At 66.3% G+C, this 23,526-nt stretch carries 20 protein-coding genes; 6 read left to right on the top strand and 14 right to left on the bottom strand.

Annotated elements, in window-relative coordinates:
- Nucleotides 1-117: 117 nt before the first annotated feature.
- On the bottom strand, nucleotides 118-1,248 hold the full coding sequence (locus Q5064_RS03785; RefSeq protein WP_302962399.1) for a hypothetical protein: 1,131 nt from the start codon (nucleotides 1,246-1,248) through the stop codon (nucleotides 118-120).
- Nucleotides 1,249-1,523: 275 nt separating this feature from the next.
- Between Q5064_RS03785 and Q5064_RS03780 the strand changes: the two genes are divergently transcribed.
- Nucleotides 1,524-1,670 (top strand): hypothetical protein, encoded by a 147-nt coding sequence (locus tag Q5064_RS03780; RefSeq protein WP_302962398.1) that lies wholly within the window; start codon nucleotides 1,524-1,526, stop codon nucleotides 1,668-1,670.
- A gap of 213 nt (nucleotides 1,671-1,883) precedes the next feature.
- On the opposite strand, the gene Q5064_RS03775 is transcribed toward Q5064_RS03780, so the two are convergent.
- Complete coding sequence (locus Q5064_RS03775; protein WP_302962397.1) at nucleotides 1,884-2,933, bottom strand: aspartate-semialdehyde dehydrogenase; 1,050 nt, start codon at nucleotides 2,931-2,933, stop codon at nucleotides 1,884-1,886.
- Nucleotides 2,934-3,140: 207 nt separating this feature from the next.
- The gene (locus Q5064_RS03770) at nucleotides 3,141-4,418 is read right to left on the bottom strand and encodes an aspartate kinase (protein ID WP_302962396.1); all 1,278 of its coding nucleotides are present in this window, start codon (nucleotides 4,416-4,418) and stop codon (nucleotides 3,141-3,143) included.
- 233 nt (nucleotides 4,419-4,651) lie between these two features.
- Here Q5064_RS03770 and Q5064_RS03765 point away from each other — a divergent pair, with 233 nt between their 5' ends.
- Both Q5064_RS03765 and Q5064_RS03760 read left to right on the top strand, forming a co-directional pair.
- Nucleotides 4,652-5,674 (top strand): peptidase, encoded by a 1,023-nt coding sequence (locus tag Q5064_RS03765; protein WP_302962395.1) that lies wholly within the window; start codon nucleotides 4,652-4,654, stop codon nucleotides 5,672-5,674.
- Nucleotides 5,668-6,864: a trimeric intracellular cation channel family protein gene (locus tag Q5064_RS03760; protein WP_302962394.1), complete on the top strand. Its 1,197-nt coding sequence runs from the start codon at nucleotides 5,668-5,670 to the stop codon at nucleotides 6,862-6,864. Before Q5064_RS03765 ends, Q5064_RS03760 begins: the two co-directional genes overlap by 7 nt.
- A 53-nt stretch (nucleotides 6,865-6,917) precedes the next feature.
- Here the strand turns inward: Q5064_RS03760 and Q5064_RS03755 are convergent, their stop codons facing one another.
- The 9 genes from Q5064_RS03755 to Q5064_RS03715 all read right to left on the bottom strand — a co-directional run bounded on the left by Q5064_RS03755 (nucleotide 6,918) and on the right by Q5064_RS03715 (nucleotide 18,448).
- Nucleotides 6,918-7,547 (bottom strand): DUF47 domain-containing protein, encoded by a 630-nt coding sequence (locus tag Q5064_RS03755; protein ID WP_302962393.1) that lies wholly within the window; start codon nucleotides 7,545-7,547, stop codon nucleotides 6,918-6,920.
- An 18-nt stretch (nucleotides 7,548-7,565) separates the two neighbouring features.
- Nucleotides 7,566-8,621 carry an inorganic phosphate transporter gene (locus Q5064_RS03750; RefSeq protein WP_302962392.1) on the bottom strand — a complete coding sequence of 352 codons (1,056 nt, stop codon included), beginning with the start codon at nucleotides 8,619-8,621 and terminating at the stop codon, nucleotides 7,566-7,568.
- 166 nt (nucleotides 8,622-8,787) lie between these two features.
- The gene (locus Q5064_RS03745) at nucleotides 8,788-9,462 is read right to left on the bottom strand and encodes an MBL fold metallo-hydrolase (RefSeq protein ID WP_302962391.1); all 675 of its coding nucleotides are present in this window, start codon (nucleotides 9,460-9,462) and stop codon (nucleotides 8,788-8,790) included.
- 2 nt (nucleotides 9,463-9,464) lie between these two features.
- Entirely contained in the window at nucleotides 9,465-11,834 is a 2,370-nt protein-coding gene (locus Q5064_RS03740; protein ID WP_302962423.1) for a bifunctional (p)ppGpp synthetase/guanosine-3',5'-bis(diphosphate) 3'-pyrophosphohydrolase, read from the bottom strand.
- A 79-nt stretch (nucleotides 11,835-11,913) separates the two neighbouring features.
- A complete protein-coding gene (gene recJ / locus Q5064_RS03735; RefSeq protein WP_302962390.1) occupies nucleotides 11,914-15,252 on the bottom strand; it encodes a single-stranded-DNA-specific exonuclease RecJ in 3,339 nt (1,112 codons plus the stop codon).
- Between the two features lie 341 nt (nucleotides 15,253-15,593).
- Nucleotides 15,594-16,058: a preQ(1) synthase gene (queF, locus tag Q5064_RS11360; protein WP_368389093.1), complete on the bottom strand. Its 465-nt coding sequence runs from the start codon at nucleotides 16,056-16,058 to the stop codon at nucleotides 15,594-15,596.
- Nucleotides 16,059-16,520: 462 nt separating this feature from the next.
- The gene (queC, locus tag Q5064_RS03725) at nucleotides 16,521-17,234 is read right to left on the bottom strand and encodes a 7-cyano-7-deazaguanine synthase QueC (RefSeq protein WP_302962387.1); all 714 of its coding nucleotides are present in this window, start codon (nucleotides 17,232-17,234) and stop codon (nucleotides 16,521-16,523) included.
- On the bottom strand, nucleotides 17,234-18,019 hold the full coding sequence (locus Q5064_RS03720) for a radical SAM protein (RefSeq protein WP_302962386.1): 786 nt from the start codon (nucleotides 18,017-18,019) through the stop codon (nucleotides 17,234-17,236). Before Q5064_RS03720 ends, queC begins: the two co-directional genes overlap by 1 nt.
- Nucleotides 18,020-18,022: 3 nt before the next feature.
- The gene (locus tag Q5064_RS03715) at nucleotides 18,023-18,448 is read right to left on the bottom strand and encodes a 6-carboxytetrahydropterin synthase (protein WP_302962385.1); all 426 of its coding nucleotides are present in this window, start codon (nucleotides 18,446-18,448) and stop codon (nucleotides 18,023-18,025) included.
- A 114-nt stretch (nucleotides 18,449-18,562) separates the two neighbouring features.
- Between Q5064_RS03715 and Q5064_RS03710 the strand changes: the two genes are divergently transcribed.
- Nucleotides 18,563-18,691: a hypothetical protein gene (locus tag Q5064_RS03710; protein ID WP_016309272.1), complete on the top strand. Its 129-nt coding sequence runs from the start codon at nucleotides 18,563-18,565 to the stop codon at nucleotides 18,689-18,691.
- 144 nt (nucleotides 18,692-18,835) lie between these two features.
- Nucleotides 18,836-20,206: an MATE family efflux transporter gene (locus tag Q5064_RS03705; RefSeq protein WP_302962383.1), complete on the top strand. Its 1,371-nt coding sequence runs from the start codon at nucleotides 18,836-18,838 to the stop codon at nucleotides 20,204-20,206.
- On the opposite strand, the gene Q5064_RS03700 is transcribed toward Q5064_RS03705, so the two are convergent.
- On the bottom strand, nucleotides 20,203-21,294 hold the full coding sequence (locus Q5064_RS03700) for a helix-turn-helix domain-containing protein (RefSeq protein WP_302962382.1): 1,092 nt from the start codon (nucleotides 21,292-21,294) through the stop codon (nucleotides 20,203-20,205). The two genes, Q5064_RS03705 and Q5064_RS03700, sit on opposite strands and share 4 nt — an antisense overlap.
- Before the next feature lie 246 nt (nucleotides 21,295-21,540).
- On the opposite strand from Q5064_RS03700, the gene Q5064_RS03695 reads away from it, so the two are divergent.
- Nucleotides 21,541-22,908 carry an MATE family efflux transporter gene (locus tag Q5064_RS03695; RefSeq protein WP_302962380.1) on the top strand — a complete coding sequence of 456 codons (1,368 nt, stop codon included), beginning with the start codon at nucleotides 21,541-21,543 and terminating at the stop codon, nucleotides 22,906-22,908.
- Here Q5064_RS03695 and Q5064_RS03690 read toward each other — a convergent pair.
- Nucleotides 22,905-23,522 (bottom strand): YigZ family protein, encoded by a 618-nt coding sequence (locus tag Q5064_RS03690; RefSeq protein ID WP_302962379.1) that lies wholly within the window; start codon nucleotides 23,520-23,522, stop codon nucleotides 22,905-22,907. The genes Q5064_RS03695 and Q5064_RS03690 overlap by 4 nt on opposite strands.
- Nucleotides 23,523-23,526: the final 4 nt, after the last annotated feature.

Raw genomic sequence — 23,526 nt, 5'->3', positions numbered from 1 at the left:
CAGTTCGCCAGCCAGGGCCCCGATGCGTGGCGGCAACCTCGAAACTCGCGCGACTCCGCCCTCCATGCAGAAGGCGTCCTTTAGCAGATAGGCACGGCGGCCTTGGAAGCTGAGAATTTACGTTTGCTGATCGCTGCAGGCAGATGAAGGATATGCACCACTTGCCTCCGCGGAGGACGGAGGGAAGTGCCGGTGATGGAATGTACGCAGATCATAGCGAAGCTGCGCGTGGCGGCTCGAAAAAGAAGCGGGGCGCACGGAAGTCCTGCCTCTTGTTTTACGCGAAAGAGCATCGGCTATCTCGATGAACTCAGAAGCACTGTCGATCTGCGAGGACGTAACCGTCACGACATCGTAACCATCGACGATCAGGGCATCGCGCCGTCGAGAGTCGCGTGCTTGCTGATGCCGCTCGGTATGGTAAGCACGGCCATCGTACTCCGCCGCAACGCGGGCTTGCGGCCACAGCAAATCGCACACCACCCGGTTGCCCCGCGCGATGCGCGCTGCCTCTTCCGAAAGCACAACCGGCTCGTTGGCAAGCGCCGGCGGCAAGCCCAAACCGCCCCATCGCATGGGCATCAGAAACAAGGCGCCCATTTCCGTTTCCTTCACGGAGGCAGATTTCGCACTGACGAATTGCACGGCGATGCGCGCCTTTCGCAGCCCTTTAATGCGCTTGGCGCGGTCGATAAATGCAGCGAGCCGATTTGGCGTTGTGAGCTGAGCCCTTACGAGCGCACCCGGCAGATCTTGACCCAAGGGGTAGCATCCGCAAAGCTCGTAACCCAAGGCGACGAGCTCGCCCACGGAAAGGGTCTCGGCCATTTGAACGAACACGAGCTCGGGAGAGCACACGGCAATACCCGAGCCGATTTCAAGGAAAGCCCGACGCGGAAGCATCGCGGCAAGCTGATGGAGGCGAACCCGCTTCGTAGAGTGGCGTCCAGCTTTGGGCCGCGCAAGGACATGGAGGGGATTCTCAGCTGCAGCATCTTCCCACAATTCTTCGAGCATGCGCCTCAAGCTGCTCTTCTTCACACCCGCAATTACCGCACGAATGGCGGCCTCGGTATCTGCCGTGCAAGCAAGCGAGCTAAAGCCCTTCAGATGAGAGGAAGGGAGATGCCCCACATCGCGAGTGCGCAGATCATGAAAGGCGCGCAACGTCAGGGGATGGTTACACGACCATGTTCTAAGAAGGCCCAGGGCCGTTATATGGCTGAAAATCACTTCCATGCCCTGCAAGATAACAGGCCTTGCGCACTGTCGATCATGATCGATGCAAATCTATCGAACCGACATTCATGAGCGGAGCGCTGTTCTTTGGGTCGTCTCTTACCATGCCCGTGCAGGAAACGGATCTGAGTACGCTGAAGATTCAAAACCGTCGTGGCACCCCCCTTCAGAGCACAGGCTTGCATGCGGAAAGCGGGCGGAAACTGCCGCGGAAGCAACCAGCTGCCGCGGGGCTACCGGGGATAGTCGACTGCCAAGATCGCTGGTTGCAAGGAGGGCAGCTGATGGATCAGTCGGCGTTTGAGAACGCGCTCGGTCGACGAAGGTGCCTCGCTTTGCACGAGATCGCGATTTATGAGCGTCTCAGCTATCGCACCAACATCGCAATCTGGAAAGAGCTTCGGGAAACACCAGGTCAAGCCATTGAGTAAATCGTCGGTTTTCCGCGGTCGAGAGCGAATCATCTTCCGAGACGCTCATAAATCGCGATCTCGTGCAGAAAAGGCCCCTTTCAAGTATCGAACGAAGCATTACCAACCATTGCCAACGCAGAGCCCAAGGCTACCAACGAAAAGAGGCGACCCGCAGGCCGCCTCATGGCGTTGATGTCGGTGGCGAAGCCGGAGCCGAAGCCGGAGCCTCCCCTACGGAAGTAGCAGCTGGGCGATCTGCACGGCATTCAGCGCCGCGCCCTTGCGGATCTGATCGGCCACGTCCCAGAAGGCGATGCCGTGGGGCACCGTGGGATCCTTGCGCAGGCGGCCGACGAAGGTGCCGTCGGTGCCGGCGAGCAGACCGGGCATGGGGTACACCTTGTTCTCGATGTCGTCCATCACCTGCACGCCCGGGGCGGCCTCCAGAGCCGCGCGGGCCGCCTCCACCGTCACCTCGTCGGCGAACTCCACGTTGATGGACTCGCCGTGGCAGCGCAGCACCGGCACGCGCACGCAGGTGGCGGCCACCTCGATGGCCGGATCGTTCATGATCTTCTTGGTCTCAACCACCATCTTCCACTCTTCCTTGGTGGAGCCGTCCTCCAAAAACACGTCGATGTGCGGAATGGTGTTGAAGGCGATACGGTGGGCGAAGGCCTCGATGGTCAGCTCCTCGTCGGGCGTGCCGTTCAGGTAGTCGCGCGTCTGGTCGAAGAGCTCTGCCATGGCCGGCGCGCCGGCACCCGAGGCCGCCTGGTAGGTGGACACCACCACGCGCTTGATGGGCGACAGGTCGTAGAGGGGCTTCAAGGCCACCACCATCTGGATGGTGGAGCAGTTCGGGTTCGCGATGACGCCGGAATGCCACGCCACGTCCTGCGGGTTCACCTCGGGCACCACGAGCGGCACATCCTCATCCATGCGGAAGGCGCTCGAGTTGTCGATCATCACGGCGCCGGCCGCCGTCACCGCCTCGCGCATGGCCTTGGACACGCCCGCTCCGGCCGAGAACAGGGCGATGTCCACGCCCTCGAAGGACTCGGGCGTCATCTCCTGCACCACAAGCTCGCCCGCGGGCACCTGCCCGCAGCCCTCGAAGGGCACCGTCTTGCCCGCCGAGCGCGCGCTCGCCAGCGCCTGCACCTCGGAAGCGGGGAAATCCACATCATGCAGCACGCGCAGGAACTCCTGCCCCACCGCACCTGTGGCCCCGGCCACGGCAACAACCGGATTCGCGGGCATTTCTTTCGTCCAAGTCATGAAAAGTCCTTTCGCTTCATGCCGAGCAGTGCTGTGACGGCCGGCGGGGGTACGATGAGTTCTCTGAACACCAAATTCTTTGCGCTCGAAGGGCGCTCATAAAAGCATGCAGGAGCGGAGCGCCTGAGCCGAAGGCGAATAGCGAAGCGGGTACTCAACGTACCCCCGCCGACCGGCGCGGCGCGGCGCGGCGCGGCGCGGACGACGCTACCGCCCTTTCTTCATCTTCGCGGCAATTTCCTCAGCCGACAGCTGCGTCTCCACGAACAGATCGTCCGAATCCAGGCCGAAGGCGGTGTGCAGGCACTGCACGGCTTTGGTGGCCTGGGCCGCGTCCACGATGACCGACAGGCGGATGGGCGAGGTGGAGATGGCCACGATGTTGATGTTGTTGTCGCCGAGGGTCTGGAAGGCACGCGATGCCACGCCGGGCGACGACTTCATGCCGGTGCCCACCAAACTCACCTTCGCGATGTCCTCGTCCACGATGAACTCGCGCGCGCCGATCTCGGGGACGATGCGCTCGAGGGTCTCCGCCGCCCGGGCCAGGTCGGCGCCTGGAGTGGTGAACGAGATGTCGGTGACGCCGCCTTCGGCCACGTTCTGGATGATCATGTCGAGGTTCACGTTGTTGGCGGCCAGGGCGGAGAACATCTTCGCGGCCACGGCGGGCGCGTCGGGCAGCCCGCGCACGGTGACCTTCACCTCGGACGTGTCGCTGGCGATGCCGGTGATGACGGCTTCTTCCATTTCGTACTCCTCCTTGATATAGGTGCCTTCCGCCTCGGAGAACGCCGAGCGGGAGTGGATGACCACCTTCCATTTGCGCGCGAACTCCACCGCGCGGCTCTGCAGGACGCCCGAGCCGGCGCTGGAGAGCTCCAGCATGTCGTCGTAGCAGACCGAGTCGAGCTTGCGGGCGCGGGGCGCCACGCGCGGGTCGGTGGTGTAGACGCCGTCCACATCGGAGTAGATCTCGCACACGTCGGCGTTGATGCCCCAGGCGATGGCCACCGCCGTGGTGTCCGAGCCGCCGCGGCCGAGGGTGGTGATGTCGCCGTTGGCATCGATCCCCTGGAAACCCGCCACGACGGGAATGTAGCCCGCGTCGAGGGCGTCCAAGATGCGCTCGTTGTGCACCTTGATGATCTTCGCCTTGTTGTGGGTGCCGTCGGTCTCGATGCCCGCCTGGCGGCCGGTGAAGCTCATGGACTTGTAGCCGAGCGCCTCGATGGCCATGGCCAGAAGGGTCATGGACACCTGCTCGCCCGTGGACAGCAGCCGGTCGAGCTCGCGGGCCGGAGGCGCGCCAGTGACGGCGCTGGCAAGGCCCATGAGCTCGTCAGTGGTCTTGCCCATAGCCGAGACCACGGCCACTACCTCGTCGCCGGCCTGGCGTATGCGCACGAGGCGCTTGGCGACGTTCTTGATGCGCTCGGGCGACGCGACCGAGGTTCCCCCGAACTTCGCGACAATCAGAGCCATGGCGCTTTCTCCTTCTAAAGAATGCGAGGAATTGCCTTCCGAATACGTGAGCCACCACTATACCAAGAAATGAGGGGGGCCGTTTTCTTATGTCGGTTTTCCGACGGTGGACGGGCGCGGGCCGCTCGCGGGCCGCCCATTGTCTATGATGAAGCCGTTGCGTACTATAGGCACTTCGCCGCGGCGCCCCGCCCCGGCGCCCTGCCATCCGAGCCTGTCGGGAGGAGCCTGTAATGCCGGCCATCATCACCCACGATCTGTTCGCCAAGGACATCTACGGTGCCGCCTTCGAGTCTATCGGAGGCACCCGCGATGAGGCCGAGGCGTTCCTGCTCGGCAACCAGGGGCCCGATCCGCTCTTCTTCGTCGGCGCCGATGTGCGCTACCTTGCCTGGCGCGATCTGGGAAGCGCCCTGCATCGTCGCCAGCCGGCCGAACTGCTCGTCGCCTTCAAGCGGGCCGTCCCGCATCTTCCGGCTTCGTCGCGCTCGACCGCGCGGGCCTACGTGCTGGGCTTTGCCTGCCACTACCTGCTCGACCGCGCCGTGCACCCGCTGGTGTTCTGCCAGGAGCGGACGCTGACCGGTGCCGGCATAGAGGGGCTTACGCCCGACGACCACAGCGAGGTGCACGCAGTCATCGAAACCGACTTGGACGAGCTGGCGCTTACCGCCAAGCGCGGCGAGACCGTTGCCAGCTTCAACCCGGCCCGTTCCATCCTGAAGGGCAGCGACGCCATGCTCTCGACCGTTTCGCGCCTGTATGCCGCGGCAGTGCGCGATGCCCTCGACACGTCGATTCCCGAGAACCTGTTCCGCGCCTCCGTGCGCGCCGACCGGGCGGCCCAGCGCGTGCTCTACTCGCCTTCGGGGGCGAAGCGCCGGGCATTGGGCGTCCTCGAGCGCACCGTGCGGCCCCATTCGATGCTGGCGGCCCTAAGCCATCGCGGCGCAGAGCGCGCCGAGACGCCCTTCGCCAACGAGCATGGCGAGCCGTGGACCGATCCGTTCACCGGCCAGGTGCGCACCGAGAGCTTCTGGGACTTATACGAGAACGCCCGGGCCGAGGCGCTCGCGGCGCTCGCGACCATGGACGACGACGGGTTCGGCGAGGCGGAGGCCCGCCGGCTCGCTGCCGACTTGAACTTCTACGGCGAGCCGGTCGTGGCCCGCATCACGGCCGTCGAGAGCGTGGCGGCCTCCTCTGCCGCGCCTGCGGATGCCGCTCATGCCGACGAGGACGCGCCCGCATGCTAGAGACCGCCTTCACCCTTCCCTTCTGGTTCGAGTTCGCCGCTACCGTCACCGGCGGCCTGTCCGGCGGCATGTCCGCGGTGCGCGCCCGCTACGACATCTTCGGCACCGTAGCCATCGCGTGCATCACCGGCATGGGCGGCGGCATCATCCGCGACGTTCTGCTGCAGAACTACGGCCTGTACGCCTTCCAGAGCCCGTGGTTCCTGCTCTCGTGCGCCGTGGCCGGGGTCGTGGTGTTCTACTTCGGCAAGCTGGCCACCTACCTCGATCCCATCGTGGATTTGCTCGACAACATCTCGGTGGCCCTGTGGGCCATCATCGGCGCCTCGAAGAGCCTCTCGGCCGGCCTCGGCGTCATCCCGTCGGTCGTGCTCGGCACCATTACCGCCATCGGGGGCGGCATCTCCCGCGACGTGCTCATGAACCGCTCGCCCGTGGCCTTCCAAGCCGGCCCCATCTACGGCAGCGCCGCGCTCATCGGGTGCATCGTGTACTGCCCCCTGAAGGTCAACGGCATCCTTCCCAGCTCGGCGGGCTTTTTGTGCGCCACGCTCATCATGGGCCTGCGCTACCTGTCGCTCATCCTAGGCTGGCGCACCAAGCCGCCCCGTGACTACTCCGACCGCGTGGTGGAGAGCGTCGCGCGGCCTGCGCGCTTCATCGCCCGCAAGGTGCATGTGCCCATGGGTAAGACGGCCCGCGAGCGCCAGGGAAACACGCGCTACGAGCGCTTCAAGCGCCAGGGGAAGCGTCTGTACAACCGTCTCAGCGGCCGCTGGATGGACGAGACCGCCGAGCAGTTCGAGCCCACCGTGCTCATGGACAAGTTGGAGCTGCCCGTCGTCGGCACCGAGAAGGTGCCATCTGCCGGCAACCGCGCCGACGAGGCGGTTCCCGAGCCCGATCCTTCCGACCGCATCGTCGTCGACCGCGACGAGCTGTACCGCATCATCGGCCTCGACCCCGAGCCGGAGACGGCCCCGGACCCCTTCGAGCCCCAGACTCCCGAGCCGGTGCGCCATCGCTCCAAGAGCGAGGTGAAAGCCGGCAACCCCCGCGACCGCAAGAAGGCCGAGAAGACCGCGCAAGCGAAGCGGGCCGAAACGGAGGCCGAAACGGAGGCCGAAACGGAAACGGCGTCCCCGAAACCCGAGGACGCCGAAGGAAAACCCGCCGAAGCTGAGAGGTAGGCGCTTCACGCCGAGGCGCGGGCAAACCCGTCGCCGTCCCCGGCCCGCGTTCCCTACATGTTCTTCAGCAGGATGGTGCTCATGAGGTCGGCCGTGTGCTCGCAGGCGTCGCAGCAGCTCTCCATGAAGGCGTACAGGCGCGACCACTTCATCACGTGCATGGGCTCGTCGGCATGGTTCACATGCAGGTTGCGGATAACCTCCATGTACAGCACGTCGGCCTCTTCCTCGTTGTCGGACACCTGGATGACCAGCTGCTTGAAGTTCTTCGACTTCTTGAAGTTGCGGAAGTCCTCCATGGCGGCGTCCACGGCCTTGCACGACTTGCGGATGAGCTTGGCGAAGCGCAGGGCGTCGTCGGGAATCTGGTGCACATCGAACATGTAGAAGTACTGCAGCACATCCTCGATCTCGTCGAGGATGTTGTCGAGCGAGCCCGCGAGCGCCACGATGTCCTCGCGGTCGAAGGGCGGCATGAAGTCGCCGCCGACATGCTTGTAGATGTCGTGGTTGATGTTGTCGCCGGCATGCTCCAGCTCGTGCGCTTCCTCGAGCACCGAGCGCAGGGAAGCCGCGTCGGTGAAGTTCTCCATGGCGCGGACGAGCACGCTCGCCTCTTGCACGGCCAGATCGGACAGCTCCTCATAGGCGGCAAAGTAATCGTACTTGTGCTTCTTACCCACGGTGATCTCCTTTTCGCGTTACAGGATCATAAGGAACAGCTTAGCACAGACAAAACCAAGGATACCGCACCCGGGGAAGGTGAGCACCCATGTCTTCACCATGTCGACGGCAATGGACCACTTCACGCCCTTGGGGTTCTTCGCCGCCCCCACGCCCATGATGGCCGTGGTGTTGGTGTGCGTGGTGGAAACGGGCAGGCCGCCGAAGGTGGCCAGAAAAAGGCTCACGAAGGTGGACAGGCTCGCCGCGAAGCCCTGGAACGCCTCGAGCTTCACCATGTCCATGCCCACGGACTTGATGATGCGCTCGCCGCCCACAGCCGTGCCGAGCCCCATGTTGAAGGCGCAGAAGAGCATGAGCCACAGGGGCATGGCCACACCCGACAGGTCCATGCCCATGCCGGCGGTCATCATGATGGCCAGCATGAAGATGGACATGAACTTCTGGCCGTCCTGAGCGCCGTGCATGAAGGCCACCGACGCGCCGGAGCAGATCTGCGCCCACTTGAAGAAACGGTTGGCGCGCGTGCGCTCCACATTGCGGAACAGCCGCCCGATGATCTTGTAGTTGATCCAGCCCAGGCCGAAGCCGAGCAGCGTGGAGAGCAGGATGCCGTAGATGACCTTCATCCACTCCGCGCCGTTAATGGCGCCGAAGCCCCCCTGCACGGCGATGGCCGCGCCCGTGAGACCGGCGATGAGCGAGTGGGACTGGGACGTGGGAATGCCGAACCACCAGGCCGAGGCGCCCCACACGATGATGGCCACCATAGCCGCCATAAGCGCCGTGAGCGCCTGGTGCGCGTCTCCCCCGAAGTCCACCATGGAGAAGATGGTGTGGGCCACCGCCGTGGATACGAGGGACACGAGCAGGAGGCCGAGGAAGTTGAAGACGGCTGCCATGATGATGGCGTGGCGCGGCTTCATGGCGCGCGTCGAGACCGCCGTGGCGATGGCGTTGGGAGCATCGGTGGCGCCGTTCACGATGATGACGCCGATATTGAGCAGCGTCACCACCAGCAGGATGGGGTTCTGCATCAGCTCGGAGAGGAAGAAAGTCCACTCGATGGTCACGAAGTTCCCTTCAACAGACGGTCGCGCGCCGCAAAAAGCGCCGTGCCTAAAGTCTAACCCATGACACCCTGTCACCAATACAGGGGGTCATGTTTTTTTGGTAATGTGGAAGTGTCGTCACCGGCGCAAAATGTGGCCCGATTTCGAAAGTCTCGCGAGCCGACGGCTACTCGGGATCGCCGTAGAGGGCGAAGACGCGGCGGCGCTCGGCGCCGATCGTGGTGAGGTTGTTGTGGCCGGGAAGGACCGCCGTGTCGTCGGGCAGCGCCGCGAGCTTCTTGAGCGACGCGCGCATATCGGCCATCGAGCCGCCCTCGAAGTCGGTACGGCCGATGGTGCCGGCGAACAGCGTGTCGCCGGAGACGAGCACCGGCAGCCCCTTGGGGTGGTTGCCGAACTGAGGGATGTCGAACAGGCAGATGGAGCCCTTGGTATGACCCGGCGTGGCGATGACCTTCCACTTCATGCCGCCCACTTCCACCACATCGCCGTGCTCGACGGTGCGATCCACCGGGCAGGGCACCCCGCGGGTGGACAGGTCGTCGTCGGAGGGGTGCTCGATCTGGGGCGCATCGGCCGCGCTCGCGATGACGGGCGCACCGGTGGCCTCGCGCAGCTCGGCGGCGGCGCCGGTGTGGTCGAAGTGCCCGTGGGTGAGCACGATGGCGTCCACCTTCGCCCCGTCGAGGGCGGCCAGAATCTTGTCGGCCGAGCAGCTCGGGTCGACCACCATGGTGCCCTCACCGTCGGAGATGATGTACACGTTGTTGGCGAGCACGCCCATGACCAGGTACTTCACATCAACGCAAAGCCCGCTCACCTCATACAGATCCACTGCCATGACTATCCTTTCTTGGATGCTCCTTGGGGCATCATTCTATGGGCATCGAAGACGCCGTCCACCTCGGTGAGGCGCTTTGTCATCCTCTCGATAACCGACAAATCGCTCACCTGGAACAAAAAGCGCATCTCCACCATACCGTCGCGGTGGGTGGTGGTGTTGCACGACAGCACGTTGGCCCCCATCTCGGAGATGACCCGAGTCACATCCAGAAGCAGGCTCATGCGGTCGAGGGCCTCCACGTAGATCTCCACCTGGTAGGTGGCCGCCGCCGAGGGCGTGCCCTCCCATTCCACATCGATGATGCGCTCGGGATGGCGCTTCAGATCGAGCGCGTTGGGGCAGTCGGCCCGGTGCACCGACACGCCGCGCCCGCGGGTCACAAACCCTAAGATCTCGTCGCCCGGCACCGGGTTGCAGCAGCGCGACAGGCGCACGAGCACGTCGTCGACGCCCTTCACCACGATGCCCTGGGAAGTGTGGGTCTCGTGCTTCTTGGGGCGCTTCACGCTCGTGAGCATGGGCGGCATGATGCCGGTGGAAGACGCCGAGGCACCCACGTTGGGCTTGCCGGCCTCCTCGTTGCCCTTATCCACGAGAATCTTCAGCAGGCGATTGCTCACGTGCTGGGCGCGCTCCTTCCCCGCTCCCACCTGCACGAACATGTCGTCGGGATCCTTGAACCCCATGGCCTCGGCCACGAGCTTCAGCGCCCGGATCGACTGCGCGTTGGAAATGCCGAGCCCGTGCTTGCGCATCTCGCGGGCGAGCATGTCGCGGCCCATCTGCAAATCGTCGGAGCGGGTCACCTTCGAGAAATAGGAGCGGATCTTCGAGCGCGCGCTCGGAGTCTTCACGAGGTTCAGCCAGTCGCGGGAGGGCCCAGCGCTCTTCTGGGTGAGAATCTCCACGCGGTCGCCCACCTGCAGCTTGTAGGACAGGGGCACGATGGAGCCGTTCACCTTCGCGCCCACGCAGTGGTTGCCCACCTCGGTGTGGATGGCGTAGGCGAAGTCGATGGGAGTGGAGCCAGCCCGCAGCGAAATGACCTCGCCCTGGGGCGTGAACACGAACACCTCGGTGTTGTCGAGGTCCATCTTCAGCGACTTCAAGAACTCGCGGGAGTCCTCGGTCTCGTCCTGCCAGTCCACCATCTGGCGCAGCCACGCAAGCTGCGCGTCCAGGTTGTCGGCACTACCCGGGCGCGAGCCCCCCGTCTCCTTGTAGCGCCAGTGGGCCGCCACGCCGTACTCGGAGTTGCGGTGCATCTCCTCGGTGCGGATCTGCACCTCCAAAGGCCGGCCCGTCGGTCCCATGACCGTCGTGTGCAGCGACTGGTACATGTTGAACTTCGGCATGGCGATGTAGTCTTTGAAGCGGCCGGGCATGGGGTGCCAGATGGTGTGCACCGCGCCCAGGGCCGAGTAGCAGTCCTTCACCGAGCTCGTGATGATGCGCACGGCGATGAGGTCGTAGATCTCCGAGAAGCCCTTGCCCTTCTTCGTCATTTTCTGGTAGATGGAGTACAGATGCTTCGGGCGCCCCATGATCTGGGCGGTGATGCCGAGCTTGTCCATCTCCTCGTGGAGCACGTCGATAACATCGGCCAGGTACTTCTCGCGCTCGGCCCGCGACTCAGTGACCATGCGGCTGACCTGCTTGTACTTGTTGGGCTCCAGGTAGAAGAAGGACAGGTCCTCAAGCTCCCACTTGATGGAGTTGATGCCGAGGCGGTGCGCGATGGGCGCGTAGATCTCCAGGGTCTCGCGCGATTTGAAGATGCGGCGGTCCTCCCGCAGGGCCGCGAGCGTGCGCATGTTGTGCAGGCGGTCGGCCAGCTTGATGACGATGACGCGGATGTCCTTGGACATGGCCACGAACATCTTGCGGATGGTGGCCGCCTGCTCGTCGGTGAGGCTCTCCACCTCGATGCGGGTGATCTTAGTCACGCCCTCCACGAGCGCGCGCACCTGGGGGTTGAAGGTCTCCTCCACCTCCTCGGCGGTCACCTTCGTGTCCTCCACCGTGTCGTGGAGCAGCGCCGCGCAGATGGTCTCCGCGTCCATGCGCAGATCGGCCAGGATGATACCCACCTCGATGGGGTGGATGATGAACGGCTCGCCCGACTTGCGGCATTGGCCCGCATGGGCCGTGCGCGCGAACTCGAAGGCGCGGGCGAGCATGGCCTCCTCCTCGGCGTCCATATAGGCGCCCGTGAGCCGCGCGAGCTCGGCGAAGCGGCCCTCGGGCGTGCTCGCCGCCGAGGCGGCCGACTGGCCCGTGGGGTCGGGACGGCCCAGAAGGGCGTCCACGGTCTGCTTGGTGGCCGACCCCTCGGCCACGGCCGCGGGCGTGACCCCGCGGTACGGCATATCTTCCTTCTCGGCGCTCACCGGCGCCTCCCTTCTCCTTCTCACGCGGCCACCAGGACCGCGGAATCGTCAGTATCCCCTAGCGCCCCGGCGGCCGCTTCGGCACGATGGGGTGGCTCAGGCGGATGGTGAGCCCCTGGGCGTCGCAGCCCAGCGCCCAGTTGCAGAAGCCGCCGAAGCCCGTGCGCTCGTCGATCCCCTCGCGGTAGCGCACCGAGTCGGTCAGCTCCACGCGGTCGGCCCCCTCGCGCACCCGCACCCAGAGCGCGGGACGGCCCTCCTCGTACACCGTGCGCGTCTCGATGAGGCCCAGCTCCCGGAAGACCGCCAGACCGCAGGCCGCCGAGGTGGGGCTCACGGCGCGGAAGCAGTCCGAGGACGTTTCGGCCAGGTCGGCGTCGCCCACGCGGAAGTAGTCGTTCGGGCACTCCCGCTGCAGATGGCGCAGCCGGCGGTACACCTGGGCCATCACGTCGTGGTCGGGCGTGGCCTCGGCCAGGATGCGCTCGTTTAGGGCCGCATCCCCCCGCCCGTAGAGCAGATGCACCCACGCCGGCTTGCCGTCGCGCCCGGCCCGGCCGCTCATCTGGTTGAACTCCACATCGCTGAAGGGCAGATGATACAGCACCACGTGCCGGATGTTGGGAATGTCCACCCCTTCCCCAAAGGCCGAGGTGGCCACGAGCACCTTCAAGTCGTCGTTGCGGAACAGCTCTTCCACACGCTTGCGCTCGGCGCGGGAGAGCCCGGCGTTGTAGAAGCCGATAAGGCAAGCGAGCTGGGGCACGCGGCGGCGCAACAGGCGCGCGAGGGCCACCGAATGCTCGCGGGAGTTCACATAGACGACGGTCTTCTCGCCGGTGGCCACGAGGCTCGCCAGATAGTCGTCGCGGTGCGAGATGTTGCGCTGGTCGTCCACGAACAGGTTCTCGCGGGCCGTCTCGTCGATGACCGACTCGCGCACGGGAAGCACCGCATCGATATCATCGGCGATGTCGTCGTTGGCCGTGGCCGTCACCGCGAGCACCGTAGGCGCGCCAAGGCGCGCAAGCGCATGGCCGAGCTGGGTGTAGGCCACGCGCTGGCCGGCCTTGGCCTGGCCGATGTGGTGCGCCTCGTCCACCACCACGAACTTGATGCGCCCGGAGGCGGCCAGCTCGTCGGTGTGGAACATGAGGTACTCCGGCGTGGTGAGCACGATGTCGATGGTGCCGTCGGCCAGGCCCGCGTACACCCGGGCGCGCTCCTCGGGCGTGGACTCGCCGGTGATGACGGCGCTGGCCACCCCGAAGCGCTCGAGGCTCGCGCGCAGGTGGAACACCTGGTCGGCGATGAGCGCGCGCAGCGGGTAGATGAACAGGCTCGCGTCGTGGGACATGAGGGCGCGCACGGCGGCGTGCACCTGGAAGCACAGCGACTTGCCGCGGCCGGTGGCCATGACGGCGAAGGTGGAGCGGTCGGCCGCGAGCGCGTCCAAGATCTGGCGCTGGGCCGGGTGCAGCGAGGCCTTCCCGATGATGGCCTCGATGACGGCGGCCTCGAGGCCCTTCGGATCGCGGGCGGCCACCCCCTCCCACTTCCGGCGGCGCTCGGCCAAGCCGGGCTCGCCCGCGGGCGCGTCCTCGTCGGCGACCTCGGCGGCGAGCAGGTCCTCGTCGGACTCGGCGAACTTGTCGGCGAAGAAGGCGAGCGCGTCGGGATCGAGGCAGGCCTCCAGGGCGCAGCAGGTGCGCGCCGGGGCCACCGCCTCCAGCATCGCCTTCACCGAATGGCGGCCGCGCCACTCGTCTATCTGCACCGTGAAGGCGGCGTCCACCACCGCGTCGTTCACGAGCAGGGCGTCGATGGCCGGGCAGTGGAACATGATGCCCGCCACCGAGGCGCGCCCGTTGGTGAGCGTGCAGGCGAAGTGGTCCTTGCCCTGGCCCACGGCGCGCGTGTTCACGAGGGTGACGTTACGGGCCAAGTACACCGGCTGGGGGTTCTCCTGGCCGAAGGGAGCGAGCCGATCCACGAGCGCCACGGTATCAAGGGTCAGCTCGGAGAGGTCCACCGCCGCGTCCACGCAGGTCATGGGATGGAAGGCCGCCTCGGGAAGCTTCTGCATGTAGGAGTCCAAGCCCTCGGCGAACTTCTTCAGATTCTTCGTGGGGATGGTCACGCCCACCGCCGCCCCGTGGCCCCCGAAGCGGGTGGTGAGGTGCGAGAGCGACTCCACCGCCTCGAACAGGTTCACGTTGCCCACGGACCGGCCGCTGCCGCGGGCCTCGTCGCCGTCCACCGTGAACAAAAGCGACGGCACGCCGTAGGTGTTCACGAGCCGCGAGGCCACGATGCCCTTCACGCCCTCGTGCCAACCCTCGCCGGCTACCACGAGCGCCCGCTGGCCGTGGTAGATCTCGCCGGCCTGGGCGCGGGCGATGTCCGACAGCTCAGCCTCGATGGCGCGGCGCTGGTTGTTCACGTCCTCGAGCGCCTCGGCCATGGTGCAGCACTCGGCGTAGTTGTCGCACATGAGCAGATCGAGCGCCAGATCGGCATTGCCCATGCGCCCGGCGGCGTTCAGCCGCGGGATGAGCGAGAACGACAGGTTCGTGGCGCTCATGGGCTTGCCGGCCTGGCCGGTGGTGGCCAGAAGCGCCGCGATGCAGGGGCGCGGGTTCTCGTTCATACGGGAGAGCCCGTCGGCCACGAGCGCCCGGTTCTCGTCGCGCATGGGCATGAGATCGGCCACGGTGCCCAGCGTGGCGAAGTCGGTGTAGCTGCGCCACAGATGCGGGAACCCCAGGCGCGAGCCCATCATCTGCACGAGCTTTAAGGCCACGCCCACGCCGGCCAGGATGGCGCTCGGGCATCCGGGGTGCATCTTCGGGTCGGCCACGCACACGTCCTCGGGCACCAGGTCGGCCGCCTCGTGGTGGTCGGTGATGTACACCTCGATACCCGTCTTCACGATCTCGGCCACCTCGTGCTTGCAGGCGATGCCGCAATCCACGGTGACGATCACGTCGGGGGAAAGCTCGCGGGCCCGCTCGAAGGCGGCCGCGGTGATGCCGTAGCCCTCCTCGAAGCGCCGCGGGATGAAGGGGAAGGCGCACGCGCCGAGCGCGCGCAAACCCCGGGTGAGCACCGTGGTGGCCGAGATGCCGTCCAGGTCGAAGTCGCCGAACACGACGATGCGCTTCTTCGCCTTGATGGCGGCGATGAGGCCGTCGGCCACCTCGGCGAGGCCGGGGATGTCGTAGGGATTCGCCCAGTCGCGGTCGAGCGACGGCGAGAGGAAGCGCTTGGCGGCGCGCACCGTGGTGATGCCGCGGCCGACGAGCGTGGCGGCGATGAAGCGGGGCAGCCCCAGGTCGTGCTGGAGACGTGCCACGACGGCGGGGTCGGCTTCCCTGATGCTGAACTGGGCGGTCATGGTGACAGGCTACCTAACATGCTCAAACTCTTGTGTCTTGCCGTCCATTTTCGCACAAAGCACCCCGCCTGTCACCGCCACAGGCGCGCTCGTTACAATCCACAGAACACGGGAAGCGACGACGGTGCGGCGGGCACGCCGCCAGAAGGGACTTTGGGGCCGTTGAAGCCAAAAACGGCCCCAATGTATGGATTGCTTGCCTTCCAGCGAATGCGCGTTTCGCATAACCCCAGATCAGGTGCTTGGACTATTTTTGTTCACCGCAGCATACCCATACATTGGGGCCGTTTTTGGCTGGGCCCGGCAGCGTTCGGCTGCAGCTGGGCTGGAAGCGTGTCCATCTAACGGTTGTCCACTTTCTCGGGGTACATGTCGTGCTGGGTCAGGCGCTGCCAGGCCACTTTCTCCCACGGCGTGCCGGGACGACCGTAGTTGCAGTACGGATCGATGGAGATGCCGCCGCGCGGGGTGAACTTGCCCCACACCTCGATGTACTTCGGATCCATGAGGTCGATGAGGTCCTTCATGATGATGTTCATGCAATCCTCGTGGAAATCGCCGTGGTTGCGGAAGCTGAACAGGTACAGCTTCAGGCTCTTGGACTCCACCATGCGCTCGCCGGGCACGTAGGAGATGTAGATAGTGGCGAAGTCGGGCTGGCCGGTGATGGGGCACAGGCTCGTGAACTCCGGGCAGTTGAACTTCACGAAGTAGTCGTTGTCCGGGTGCTTGTTCTCGAAGGTCTCGAGCACGGTGGGGTCGTAGTCGGTGGGGTACTGCGTGCCCTGGCTGCCCAGGTGCGTCACGCCGCCGGCGCGCGTCTCGTCCTCGTCGCGCCCAGAAGCAGCGGTGCGGGGCGTCTTGGACGCGGCGGCCTTCTTCTTCGCCGGGGCCTTCGCCGCCTTCGGAGCGGGGGCCGACGCCTTGGCGCCCTTCGCCGGGATGTCGGCGGCCGCGGCCGATGCCTTGGCCTTCTTCGCCGTGCCCTCGGCGATCTTCTGGCGCTTCACCGCGTCCACGTAGTGCTGGGGTGCTGTGGCCGTGCGCAGGCCCTCCTCGCGGGCCGCGGCCAAATCCATGGGCTCGCCGAGCTTCGGCTTCGCGGGAGCGGCCTTCTTCTTCGCCGGGGCCTCGCCGCGCTCCAAGTGCGCCGCGATGGCCGCGAACGCCGATGAGTCCACCGAGCCCTCGGGCGCCGTCTCCTCGGCACCTTCGACATCATCCTCGCCGCCGAAGAGCACCTCGGCCATTTCCATCGGTTTCATAGGCTATCCTCTCGTAATGCCGGTTGCCAGCGCCGGGTCCTCCACGCCGTTGGCGGCGAAGGCGGCGGCGCGATCCAAACAGGTGGCGCATACGCCGCAGGGCGCCTCACCACCCTCGTAGCACGACCAGGTGAGCTCATAGGGAACGCCGAGGGCCAACCCCTCGCGCACGATGTCGGCCTTGGTCAGGCGCACGAAGGGCGCCTCCAGCCGCAGCTCGCCGCCCGTGCCCTCCACGATGGCGCGGTTCATGGCTTCCACGAATTCCACCGAGCAATCCGGATAGGCATTGCCGGCCACGTCATCGTGGTGGGCGCCGTAGCACACCGCCTCGCAGCCGAGCGAGAGCGCCATGGAGGCCGCCGATGACAGGAAGAGCCCGTTGCGGAAGGGCACGTAGGTGCTCACCGGCTCGCCTTCCCCGCCTTCGGCCTGCTGCTCGGCATAGGTGCCTGTCGGCAGCGCCGCATCGGAATGGGACAAAAGCGAGCAGGAGCTGTCGGCGAAGATGGCGCCCAGATCGAGGGAGCGCTGCTGCACGCCGTAGTGGGCCGCCACGGCCCGGGCCGCCTCTATCTCGCGTGCGTGTTTCTGCCCGTAGCTGATGGAGAGCGCGTACACGTTCTCGGCGCCGTATTTCGCCACGGCCCGGGCCAGAAGCGTCGTGGAGTCCACCCCACCCGAGCACAGCACGAGCGCCTTTCGATTGCCAGCCATCACACGCCTTTCGTCTCGTTCGGCCAGAGGATCTTGTGCAGCTGCAGCTGCAAGCGGGCGCGGTCGAGGCCGTGCTCGATGAGGTAGGCTGCGATCTCGGCCGGCTCGATGGCGCCCCACACGGGGCTCACGAGCACCTGGCAGCGGTCCCACAGCCCCGCCTCGTCGGCCCGCGCTTCCATGAAGGCCAGGTCGTCTGTGCTGGCCACGACGAACTTCACCGCGTCGCGCATGTCCAGCAAATCGTAGTTCTCGCGCATCATGGCCGCCGAGACGGCCTCGCCGGCGCCGGGGGTCTTCCAATCTACCGTGAAGTGCAGGCTGCCGGGCAGCCCCGCCTCGGCGGCGACCTCGCGCAGGTGCGCCATGGGGGCCACGTCGCGCGAGCCGTTGGTCTCGATTTCCACGCGCAGGGGACGCGGGTCGCTCACCGCCAGCAGCGCCTGCACCAGATCGGGCAGGTAGGGCTGCAGAAGCGGCTCGCCGCCGGTAAGCGTCACGCACGACACGCCCGTCTCGGCCACCCATTCCACGAGGTTCGGCACGCTCCAGCCCTCCACCTCCACCAGCGGGTGGTTCGCCCAGCGCGTGTCGCAGTAGGTGCACCACATGTTGCAGCCCGCGAACCGGATGAAGGCCGCAGGGCGCCCGGCGGCGAGTCCCTCCCCGTTCAAGCTCACGAACTTCTCGGCCACGGGGAACAGCTGCGCCCGGGCCGCGATGGTATGCCGCGCCTGGTGCCGCTCGGCATCCAGCAGGCCGTCGTTCTCTTCCTCGGGTACCATGGCCTAGCGCTGCTCCCGGTAGTAGGCGCAGTTGTTCGGCGTCTCGTACACGTCCACCTGCGACACGGGCAGGCCCTGGGCGGCCAGCTCGTCGAAGAACCACTTCGCGAGATTCTCGGCCGTGGTGCGGAAGGGCACGGTGAACAGCGCGAAACCCTCGCGCTCCAGGCAGGCGAGGGTATCGGGGGCAAGGGAGCCCTCCTCGATGATGAAGTGGTGGTCGAGCCGGTCGGTCAGCGCGCGCACGGCGGCCTTGAAGTCGCCGAAGTCCACCACCATGTCCTTGCAGGTGCCCTCGGTCTGCAGGCGCTCCACCTCCAGATAGGCCACCACGCGCCAGCGGTGCCCGTGCAGGTTCTCGCACTTGCCATGGTAATCGGTCAGGAAATGAGAGGCGTCGAAGCTGCTCTCGGTCTTCAATCCGTACATATCGAATTCTCACCAATCTACGAACATTTGTATGGTATACTATCCCACGCAGGGAGCACTCAGCCCACTGCACGCACCCCCACACTATGCTAGCTACGAGAGGGGGTGATGCAGATGAGCGAAGCGCTGGCCTTAGCCCAAGTCGTGATTGGGGCTGCCACTTTCATTGTAGCCCTTTTGGCGCTACAAAAAGAGAACCCGCCAAATAATGGCGGGAACTCCAATCACAACGACGAGGACTAGGCACCCTCGCCGAAGGGCGTTCCGTTCGGGGCGCCCTTCTTTAGGCAGAAAGCATTGTAGCACACTCCCCGCATCCTCGTCACGCTCTCCCGCAGCGCGCCGGGCAACGCAAGAGCCTCCCCTGAATACTGTTATACTCGGCCCATGAAGCAATCTTCCCCGGACAACACCCGCCGCGCCCCCGGCACCGCGAAAACCGCAGGAGCCCTTCTGGCGCTTGCGGTGCCGACGTTCGGGCAGCTGATCGCCGAGCCGGCCTTTATCCTCATCGACACCGCCATCGTCGGCCATGTGGGAGAGAGCGCCCTTGCCGGGCTCGCCCTCGGCTCGACCATCATCCTGACCGCCGTGGGCCTCTGCGTCTTCCTGGCGTACGCGACCACCTCCCAGGTGGCACGGCTCTTCGGAGCTGGCCGTAGGCGCGAGGGGCTGCAGGCGGGCATCGACGGCCTGTGGCTGGCCCTCGCAATCGGCACCGTCCTCGCCGCGGGCCTGTTCGCGGCAGCCGAGCCGCTCTGCTGGCTGCTCGGAGGCCGGGGCGACGACCTTTCCCAAGCGGTGGCCTACACGCGGGCCGTGGTGCTGGGCGCGCCGGGAATGCTGTTGGTGTACGCCGCCAACGGGCTGTACCGCGGGCTCCAGAAAGTGGGCATCACCCTGGCGGCGGCCGTTGCCGGCGCCGTGCTCAACACGGTTTTGGACGTGCTGTTCGTTATCGTGCTCGGCTGGGGCGTGGGCGGATCCGGCTTCGCCACCTTTATCGCCCAGTGGTTCATGGGGCTCGCCCTCCTGGTGCCCATTGTGCGCTGGGCGCGCCAGCAGCAGATGGGCCTTGCGCCCCGCTGGGCCGGCATTGCGGGCGCGGGCCGCGACGGGCTGCCGCTGTTCGCGCGCACCCTGGCGCTGCGCTGCGGCCTCGTCGGCACGGTGGTGGCCGCCGCGTCGATGGGCACCGAGGTGCTCGCGGGCTACCAGGTGGTGAACGCTTCGTGGAACTTCATGGCGAACATGCTCGACGCGGTGGCCATCGCGGGCCAGACCCTCGTGGGAGCCGAGCTGGGAGCGGCCCGATGGGCGAAGGCGCGCAGTCTCACGCGCCTCACGCTGCGCGCCGGCCTTGGCGTGGGAACCGTCGCCGGCCTGCTGTTCGCGATCTTGGGCTTTGCGGCCCCGCAGCTCTTCAGCCCCAACGCGGAGGTGCAGCACCTCGCCTGCCTCGGCATGGTCATCACCGGCGCGGCCCTTCCGCTGCAAAGCTGGATGTGGGCCGCCGACGGCATCCTCATCGGCGCGGGCGACTTCCGCTACCTCGCCCGCACGTGCGCGCTCGTCAGCGCCGTCTATCTTACCGTGCTGCTGGCGTTCACCTTGGGCATCGCGCCCCACATCCAGAGCATCGCCGTGCGCAGTGCGCTTCTGTGGCTCGCCTTCGACTTCATCCTCATGGGCGGCCGCGCCCTCACCAACGGCCTGCGCATCCACACCGATGCCTGGATGCGCAGGGCGGATGTCTAAAACGCGGCGTCGAAGCGCCGCTCGGGCGCAGTCACTCGAGCGGGCGACAGGCAGCGGCGGGCGTCGTGGGCGTATTCCGCGGGAGTGAGGCCGCAGGCGCGTTTGAAGGCGGCACAGAAGCTGCTTTGGTGGCGATAGCCGACCCGCGAGGCGCATTCCCCTGCAGGCACGCCCGCCGCCAGCAACGCGCGGGCGCGCGCCATGCGCAGCTGCGCGAGCCGTTCCGCCGCCCCGCATCCGCGCACCGTGCGAAAGGCGTTAGCGAGCGTTGTCTTCCCCACGTAGAGCTCTCGGGCCAGGCCCTCCACTGTCAGCGAGTCCGCCAAACGATCGGCCATGATCCGCTCGGCACGAAAGACCAGCGACTCGGCGGCCGCGGCGGATCCATCCAGCACTGGCGGCGCACCGGCTGATGCGCGGGCAACGTCAAGCGCAGGCCCAAGGTCGGGCGCCGCCGCGCAAGTGATTGTTGCCCCCGCCCGCGCACTCACCACCAGGGAGAGCGCCTCGAGCACCTTGGCACCGTAGCGCAGCGGATCGGCCGCCTCAGCGCTCGCGGGCGGACGCAGGCTGGAAAGCGCACGTGCGACGCCGGCAGGCAGCGGACCGGCCGCTGAATCGGCCAAGGCGCTCTTCATGGCTGCGGCATCGATGCCGGTGAGCGCCGAGGCGTAATCGAAGAACTCGGGCAGAAAGCACAGCGTGGTGGAGCGGTGCCGCCGACCCGGCATCAGGGGAAAGCGCACCTCCCCTGCCTGCTGGCGAAACGACAACGCGCCCTCGCCATCAGCCACCATCGTGCGGGCGGCATCCGGCACCGGAGCCACTGCCGCCACCGGCTTCGTCATCGTCCCCAAGCACCACGACGCGAGGGGATACTCGTGCAACTCCACTTCCCGATCGAGCACGAAGTCGTGCATGCTGAGCAAGCAGCCCGTGCCAATAGGCGCCACCCAGAGAAACCCACGGCCCACCGTCTCGGGCAACACGGCCGCCCCTCCGAAGGAGACGGGACGCTCCGCCATACCCAACTGCTGAATCTGCGGGGCGAAAAGCGTCTGGAGCCCTGCGGGCACATCGGCGAGCACAGAAGCCTCCCTTCGACGACAAGCGATCCTTCGGTTTGTTTCGGCAATCGACCGTACCTTCTTAGGAATTTGATCAAATGTTAGCCATATACAACATTTGGCGCAACCCTTTGGCGTACCTTCTCGGTCGAACAACAGACCCGTCCGACACGCAGCCGCGCGAACCGAAGCGAGGGCACGCGGGGAATACCCCACGCCGCCCTGCCGCCCTCGCGCCCCCGGACACCCCGACCGAGAGGAATCCTTATGGCCGAAGAAGACCGCCGCGCCCGCATTCTCACCGAATCGCCAAGCCGCCTCGTGGTGTCCTTGAGCCTGCCCGCCATCGTCGGCATGGTGGTCATCGGGCTCTACACCTTCGTGGACGCCATCTATGCCGGCCAGCTCATCGGCACCGACGCCATGGGCGCCGTGTCCATCGCCTACCCCTTCACCTTCATCAACTCCGGCTTCGCATCGCTCATGGGCATGGGCAGCGCCTCAGTGCTCTCCCGCGCCATCGGCGCCCGCGACCAGAAGACCATCGACGGCATCATGGGCAACCTCATCGCCATGAACCTCATCGTATCGGTGGCCACCACCGTCGCGGTCATCGCTTTCGCTCGACCCCTCCTCGCCCTCACCGGGGCCGAGGGCGCTATGCTCGATCTGGCCTGCTCCTACCTGCAGGTCGTGTACGTAGGCAGTCTGTTCGTGAACTTCGCCCAGAGCTCGAACATGGTCATGCGCGGCGAGGGCATCATGGTGCGCGCCATGGCTATCATGGGCGGCGGCGCCGTGCTGAACATGATTCTCTCTCCCCTGTTCATCTGCGCCCTGCGCGATGCGGGTTGGGGGCTGCAAGGCGCCGCAATCGCCACGGTGCTCTCCCAGTTCGCCCAGGCGGCCGTGATGTTGTGGTGGTTCGTCCGCCGCGAGAAGACGGCCCGCATCCACCGCGTGGCGCTCTCGGCGCCCATTCTGAAGGACGTGGTGAGCGTGGGCATCTCGGCTCTGCTCATGCAGGTGCTCACCCTCGTGCAGCAGGCGGTCATCTACCGCGCAGCTGCGGAATGGGGCGGCCCCGATTGGCAGATCCTGTTCGGTGCGGCCATCCGCATGCAGTCGTTCGCCTTCATCCCGCTGTGGGGCATGAGCAACGGCTTGCAGCCGGCCGTGGGCACCAACTTCGGCGCCGGCGCATTCGCCCGGGTGCGGTGCATCATGCTCACCTTCTGCGGGAGTGCCACGGCACTCTGCCTCATCTTCTGGATCCCCGCCATGGCGGCTCCCGAGGCGGTGCTCGGACTGTTCATCACCGATCCGAATATCGTGGCCCTCGGCGTGGGCGACTTCCGCATCTTCTTCGCGCCGTTCGTGGTGTACGGCATCATGATCATGGCCATCACCTACCTGCAATCGGTCGGCGACGGCGGCAAGGCGGCGCTGCTCACCATGGCTCGGCCGCTCATTCTGTTCGTGCCCGCCGTGCTGCTCATCCCCTCGCTCACCGGCACAGGCATCCACGGCGTGTGGATCGCCTGCGTGGCAGCCGATGTGTGCGTGCTCGTCGTGGCCATCGCGCTCGTGGCCGCCTCCTGGAAGAATACGAGCCGCATGCCGCGGAGCGCTTAAAACGCGGCGTCGAAGGGGTCGGTGGCGATGATCTCGCTTTGGCCGCGGGTGAGCTCGGTGAGCTTCTCCAGGAAAGGGGCCTGGGTGCCGTCGAGCATGCGGAAGGTGATGAGGACGTTCTCGGCGAAGTCGGTGTCGTGCACCCGCGCGCCAGCGTCCTCGGCCAGACGGCAAGCGGGCTCGTACAGGCTGTAGGACACCTCCACGATGATATCCACGCAGCGCGACACCACCACGATGCGCGCCGCGTCGATGGCGGCCTTCGTGGCCTGCGCGTAGGCGCGCACGAGGCCGCCCGTGCCCAGCAGGATGCCGCCGAAGTACCGCGTGACCACCACGGCCACGTCTTCCAGGCCCGCGTGCTGGATGGCTTCCAGGGTGGGCATGCCCGCGGTCTTAGCCGGCTCGCCGTCGTCGGTGTAGCGGATGCGGCCGCCGCGCAGCACGTAAGCGTACACGTTGTGGCGTGCCATGCGGTGGGCCGCCTTCACCTCGGCGATGAAGGCAAGCGCCTCATCCTCGTCGGCCACCGGCGCGATACGCCCGATAAACCGGCTCTTCTTCTCGACGATCTCCGCCTCGGCAACCTCGGCTATGGTCTGATACGCGGCCACTACT

It is taken from the genome of uncultured Adlercreutzia sp. (assembly GCF_958431955.1).
Taxonomy (GTDB): domain Bacteria; phylum Actinomycetota; class Coriobacteriia; order Coriobacteriales; family Eggerthellaceae; genus Adlercreutzia.
The sequence above is the reverse complement of the archived record's forward strand: the minus strand, read 5'-3'. Positions and strand labels throughout refer to the sequence as shown.